Origin of the sequence: Mesorhizobium sp. M7A.F.Ca.ET.027.03.2.1, assembly GCF_003999175.1 — a bacterium.
Lineage (GTDB): Bacteria > Pseudomonadota > Alphaproteobacteria > Rhizobiales > Rhizobiaceae > Mesorhizobium.
Map to the genome: position 1 here is coordinate 1 of NZ_RZOM01000389.1, position 5,106 is coordinate 5,106.

General features: G+C 64.7%; 8 protein-coding genes and 1 pseudogene. All 9 read left to right on the forward strand.

Annotation, left to right across the window (positions count from 1 at the left end; genetic code table 11):
• The coding region (locus EN750_RS17755; RefSeq protein WP_127397189.1) for a hypothetical protein at positions 1 to 647 on the forward strand (647 nt) is incomplete at its 5' end.
• A 79-nt stretch (positions 648 to 726) separates the two neighbouring features.
• Entirely contained in the window at positions 727 to 1,107 is a 381-nt protein-coding gene (flgB, locus tag EN750_RS17760) for a flagellar basal body rod protein FlgB (RefSeq protein WP_027038255.1), read from the forward strand.
• A gap of 2 nt (positions 1,108 to 1,109) precedes the next feature.
• A complete protein-coding gene (gene flgC / locus EN750_RS17765) occupies positions 1,110 to 1,526 on the forward strand; it encodes a flagellar basal body rod protein FlgC (protein ID WP_013529797.1) in 417 nt (138 codons plus the stop codon).
• Complete coding sequence (locus EN750_RS17770) at positions 1,526 to 1,852, forward strand: flagellar hook-basal body complex protein FliE (protein WP_127397190.1); 327 nt, start codon at positions 1,526 to 1,528, stop codon at positions 1,850 to 1,852. The genes flgC and EN750_RS17770 overlap by 1 nt, the downstream gene beginning before the upstream one ends.
• Before the next feature lie 11 nt (positions 1,853 to 1,863).
• Positions 1,864 to 2,652 (forward strand): flagellar basal-body rod protein FlgG, encoded by a 789-nt coding sequence (gene flgG, locus EN750_RS17775; protein ID WP_127397191.1) that lies wholly within the window; start codon positions 1,864 to 1,866, stop codon positions 2,650 to 2,652.
• A gap of 3 nt (positions 2,653 to 2,655) precedes the next feature.
• Entirely contained in the window at positions 2,656 to 3,183 is a 528-nt protein-coding gene (flgA, locus tag EN750_RS17780) for a flagellar basal body P-ring formation chaperone FlgA (protein ID WP_127397192.1), read from the forward strand.
• Positions 3,180 to 4,421 carry a flagellar basal body P-ring protein FlgI gene (locus EN750_RS17785; RefSeq protein WP_127397193.1) on the forward strand — a complete coding sequence of 414 codons (1,242 nt, stop codon included), beginning with the start codon at positions 3,180 to 3,182 and terminating at the stop codon, positions 4,419 to 4,421. The genes flgA and EN750_RS17785 overlap by 4 nt, the downstream gene beginning before the upstream one ends.
• Positions 4,422 to 4,430: 9 nt before the next feature.
• Positions 4,431 to 5,012 (forward strand): MotE family protein, encoded by a 582-nt coding sequence (locus EN750_RS17790; protein ID WP_127397194.1) that lies wholly within the window; start codon positions 4,431 to 4,433, stop codon positions 5,010 to 5,012.
• Positions 5,009 to 5,106, forward strand: a pseudogene (locus tag EN750_RS17795) (flagellar basal body L-ring protein); the annotation flags it as partial. The gene EN750_RS17790 and the pseudogene EN750_RS17795, both read left to right, overlap by 4 nt.

Genomic DNA, 5,106 nt, shown 5'->3' on the forward strand with positions numbered 1-5,106 from the left:
ATCCTGATCTGGCCAGGCCCGTCGAACCCGCTCTGCCCCGGGCTCCCCAGGCGGTGGCTGCCGAGATGACGCAGGCCAGCCGCGACTCGCTGATCGACGGGCTGTTCCCGCGCACCGAATGGCCGCAGCCGCCAAAGGCACCGTTTCCCCGACTGAAGAAGAAGTCCGACCGACGCAGCGATTTCGTCATAGCCGCGCTCGGCATCACGCTCGGCCTGATCTGCGCCCTGTTCCCCTGGTACATCTTCTTCAACCAGGACCAGTTTGGCGTCCAGGCGATGAAGTTCGGCGGCACCGGCTCCAATTCCGGGCGAGCGGGCGGCGGCGTGGTCGCCGAACGCAGCGCGCCGCTGACGGCAAAGGATATTCCCGCGGCCAATCTCGATCTTCTTGCCACGGGGACGGTGCGGGACGATGCCAATCCCGCAGCCGCACCCGACGAGCAACCGTTTCCGGCCGACGCGGCGAAATTCCGCATGGTTCATGTCGCTAACGGCCGTGCCATGATCCAGGACGACGCTGGCCTCTGGATCGTCCAGCGCGGCTCGATACTGCCTGACTCCAGTCAGGTGTCCTCCATCGAGCAGCGCAACGGCAAATGGGTCATGGTCACCAGTGCCGACCGGGTGATCGAACTCTCCAGATAAACGATCTCCGGCTCCCGCCATCCGCAAGGCCCGCGCAAGACTGGCGGCCTAGTCTCTGGGTACCTGCTCGGAGATTCCCATGGAGCCCGTTTCCCTTTTCGACCTCGCCGCCAAGCAAGCGCAATGGCTGGCCGTGCGCCAGTCGGCAGTCGCCGGCAACATCGCCAATGCCAACACGCCAGGTTATACGGCAAACGATGTCGAGCCATTCGAAAAGGTGCTCGACCGCGCTGCCGTATCGCTGCAGGCGACCCAGGCCGGCCATCTCGGCAATGCGGCGACCAATGCCGGCTTCACCATCAAGCCACAGGAGAATGACGGCGTCGTCATGCCGTCCAAGAACTCGGTCGTTCTGGAAGACCAGTTGCTGAAAGCCGGCGAGGTGCGCCGCTCCTTCGAGCTCAACACAGCGATCGTCAAGGCGTTTCATACGATGATGATGATGGCGGTGAAGAGCTGACCATGGACGCACTGACCGCAGCCCTCAAAGTCGCAGCATCCGGCCTCGGCGCCCAGTCGGAGCGCCTGCGCGTGGTTTCCGAAAACCTCGCCAACGCCCAGTCGACCGGCACCGCGCCCGGCTCCGATCCTTATCGCCGCAAGACCATCAGCTTCGTCTCTGAGCTTGACCGGGCCTCCGGCAGTTCAACGGTTGCAGTGAACTCGATCGATCGAGATCCCAGTGACTTTCCAGTCGAGTTCCAGCCCGGCAACGAGGCCGCCGACGAGAAGGGCTACGTCAAGATGCCCAACGTCAACGTGCTGATCGAAATGGCCGACATGACCGAGGCCAATCGCTCCTACGAGGCCAACCTTCAGGTGGTCAAGCAGGCCCGCGACCTGATTTCCATGACCATCGACCTGATGAGGAACCAGTAATGATCAGCGGTATCGGAGCGCTTCAGTTCAAGCCGTCGATCGGCGGCGACGACGCAGCCACAAGCCTGCTCCAGGGCGGCGCGACACCTTCGGCCGGCGGCACCATCGGCACCTCCTTCGCCGAGGCGCTGAGCCAGGCAGCCTCCAAGACCGTGAACACGCTGCAGAATGCCGAGCAGGTATCGTTGCAGGCGCTCAAGGGCGACGCCGACACCCGTCAGGTGGTCGACGCCGTGATGAGCGCGCAGCAGGCGCTTCAGACCGCCGTCGCCATCCGCGACAAGGTGGTTTCCGCCTATCTCGAAGTCAGTCGAATGGGCATCTGAGGAATTCCGCCATGAAAGCACTCGCCATCGCCGCCACCGGCATGAATGCCCAGCAGACAAATCTGGAAGTCATCGCCAACAACATCGCCAACATCAACACCACCGGCTACAAGCGCGCCCGTGCCGAATTCTCCGACCTGCTCTATCAGGTCGACCGTACACAAGGCGTGCCCAACCGCTCCAACGCCTCGCTGGTGCCGGAGGGCGTCTCGATCGGCCTCGGCGTCAAGACGACGGCCGTGCGCAACGTGCACACCCAGGGCGAACTGACCAGCACCGGCAACAGTTTCGACCTGGCGCTGACCGGCAGGGGCTGGTTTCAGATCGAGGGTGCCGACGGCGGCACGCTCTACAGCCGCGCCGGAGCTCTCAACACCAACGCCACCGGCCAGCTCGTGACGGTCGACGGCGCTGCCGTCATTCCGGCAATCAATGTTCCCGGGGATGCCGTCGAGGTCATCGTCAACAAGACCGGGCAGGTCTTCGCCCGCATCGACGGCCAGACCGACCTGCAGAACCTCGGTCAGCTTCAGATCGCCAACTTCGCCAACGAGGCCGGCCTGGCGCCGCTCGGCGACAATCTGTTCCAGGAAACCACGGCTTCGGGGCCGGCGAATGTCGGCGTGCCGGGCGATCCCGGCTTTGCCACCATCCAGCAGGGCTATCTCGAAGCCTCCAACGTCGACCCGGTCAAGGAAATCACCGAACTGATCTCGGCGCAGCGCGCTTATGAGATGAACTCCAAGGTCATTCAGGCCGCCGACGACATGGCCTCCGTGGTCTCCAAGAACATCAGGTAACGCATGATGTCGACGCCCGGCCTCCTGTCCGCATTCCGCCGCACCGCGCTCATCCTTGCGCTGGTGACCGGCACGATGCCGGCTTTTGCCCAGGAGTCGGCCAACCAATCGGCCACCCGGATCGCCAGCAATCAAGCTGGCGGCGAGGTGGTGCTTATTCCGAGCCGGGTAATCTATCCCGGCGAGACCATCAACCTGGCTGCCCTGAAACAGGTCACCCTTATCGTCGGCAAGCACAAGCCGGAGGCGGTCGCCACGCGAGCCGAAGAACTGGATGGCAAGGTCGCCAAGCGCACGCTGCTGCCCGGCCGCTACATTCCTTCCACCGCCATCCGCGAGGCCTGGCTGGTCGAACAGGGTGCTTCCGTGCAGATCTTCTTCATCGCCGGCGGGCTGACGATCTCGGCCACCGCCGTGACGCTGCAGCCGGGAGCTGCGGGCGACCTCGTCAAGGTTCGCAACATCGACAGCGGCAAAATCCTGTCCGGCACGGTGATGGCGGACGGAACCATCCAGGTCAGCGCGTCATGATGCGCGGGCTTACCCTGATGCTGGCAGCCGTGCTTGGCCTGCAGCCGGCGCTGGCCGACGGCCTGACGTCGAAGGCCAAGCGCGAGCTCGCCGCCAAGAATGGCGGCGTCTACAGCGATCCCGAATATGATCCGGCCACCACCAGCCGCATGTTCCGGGTTTCGACCGGGCCGAGTTCGCTGCCGCCGGGCCAGGTGGCCGCGCGCATCAAGGACATCGCCCAGTTGCAGAGTTCGCGCGACAATCAGCTCGTCGGCTACGGCCTGGTCATCGGCCTTGCCGGATCGGGCGACAGCCTGCGCAACTCGCCATTCACCGAACAGTCGATCCGCGCGATGCTCGAAAATCTCGGCATCGCCACCGAAGGCGGCAGTGCACGCGCCAAGAATGTCGCCGCCGTCATCGTTACCGCCAACATGCCGCCCTACGTGCAATCGGGCGCCCGCATCGACATCGACGTCTCCTCGATGGGCGACGCGACCTCGCTTTCCGGCGGCACGCTGATCATGACGCCGCTGAAGGCGGCGGACGGCGAGATCTATGCCGTCGGCCAGGGCTCGGTCATCGTGTCCGGCTTTACCGCCCAGGGACAGGCCGAGCAGCTGACGCAAGGCGTGCCGACCTCCGGCCGCGTGCCGAACGGCGCCATCGTCGAGCGTGCCGTCCAGGCCGAATTCGACGATCAGGCGATCCTGACGCTGCAACTGCGCAATCCCGATTTCTCGACCGCTATCCGCATCGCGGACGCCATCAACGACTACACCGGCCAGCGCTTCGGCATGCGGGTGGCGGCCGAGCGCGATTCTCGCACCGTGCAGATCAGAAGGCCGAAGGGTGTCTCGGCGGCGCGCTTCTATGCCGAAATCGAGAATCTGGTGGTCGAATCCGACACGCCGGCCCGTGTCGTGATCGACGAGCGCACCGGCACCATCGTCATCGGCAATGACGTCAAGATCTCACGTGTCGCCATCAGCCACGGCACGCTCACCGTGCGCATCACCGAAGCGCCGCGCATCGTCCAGCCCGAGCCCTTCTCCAAGGGCGAGACCGCCATCGAACCATTCACCGCCATCGACGCCAGCCGGCCCGACGCCCGCGTTGCCGTGCTTGACGGACCCGATCTCCAGACCCTCGTTTCCGGCCTCAATCGCCTCGGCGTCAAGCCGGATGGCATCATCGCCATTCTGCAGGGCATCAAATCGGCCGGTGCCCTGCAGGCCGACCTGGTTCTGCAATAGGCGATGCCGATGACGCGCTTTTTCTCACACCACGAAAGACACCGCACCGCTGCGATCCTGCTCGCGACCGCCATTCTCGCGACGTTGCCCTTTGCCGGCGACACTGCGCGCGGCGAGGAGACGGTCCGCCAGGTCCTGCCGGGAGCACCGGTGGCCGCGGCGCCGCAGCAATTGACGCGGGAAAAGGCGCCGGACCAAAGCGAGATCGAGCGCTTCTGCTCAAACATCGCCGACGCCGCCCGCGACCGCCGCTATGTCCTGCAGGCGGAGGAACTGAAGCGGCTCCAGGCCGGCATTGACGAGCGCATGAAAGCGCTCGATGCAAAGAAAGCCGAGTACGAGACCTGGCTGAAGCGACGCGAGGTTTTCCTGGCCCGGGCAGAGGACGGCGTCGTCCAGATCTACGCCGGCATGAAGCCCGACGCCGCCGCCGAGCGGCTGGCCATCGTCAACGCCGATCTGGCTGCGGCCATATTGATGAAGCTCGATTCACGCAAGGCGAGCGTCATCCTCAACGAAATGGACCAGAAGGCGGCGGCGACGCTCACCGGCATTATGGCCAGCGCAGCCCGAAGGGTAGATCCGTCATGATCCGGAAAATGCTTGTCCTGTGCGCGGTCACCGTACTGTCGGGTTGCGGAACCAACCTCAAGGAGGTCGGCAGGGAGCCGGCTCTGTCCCCGGT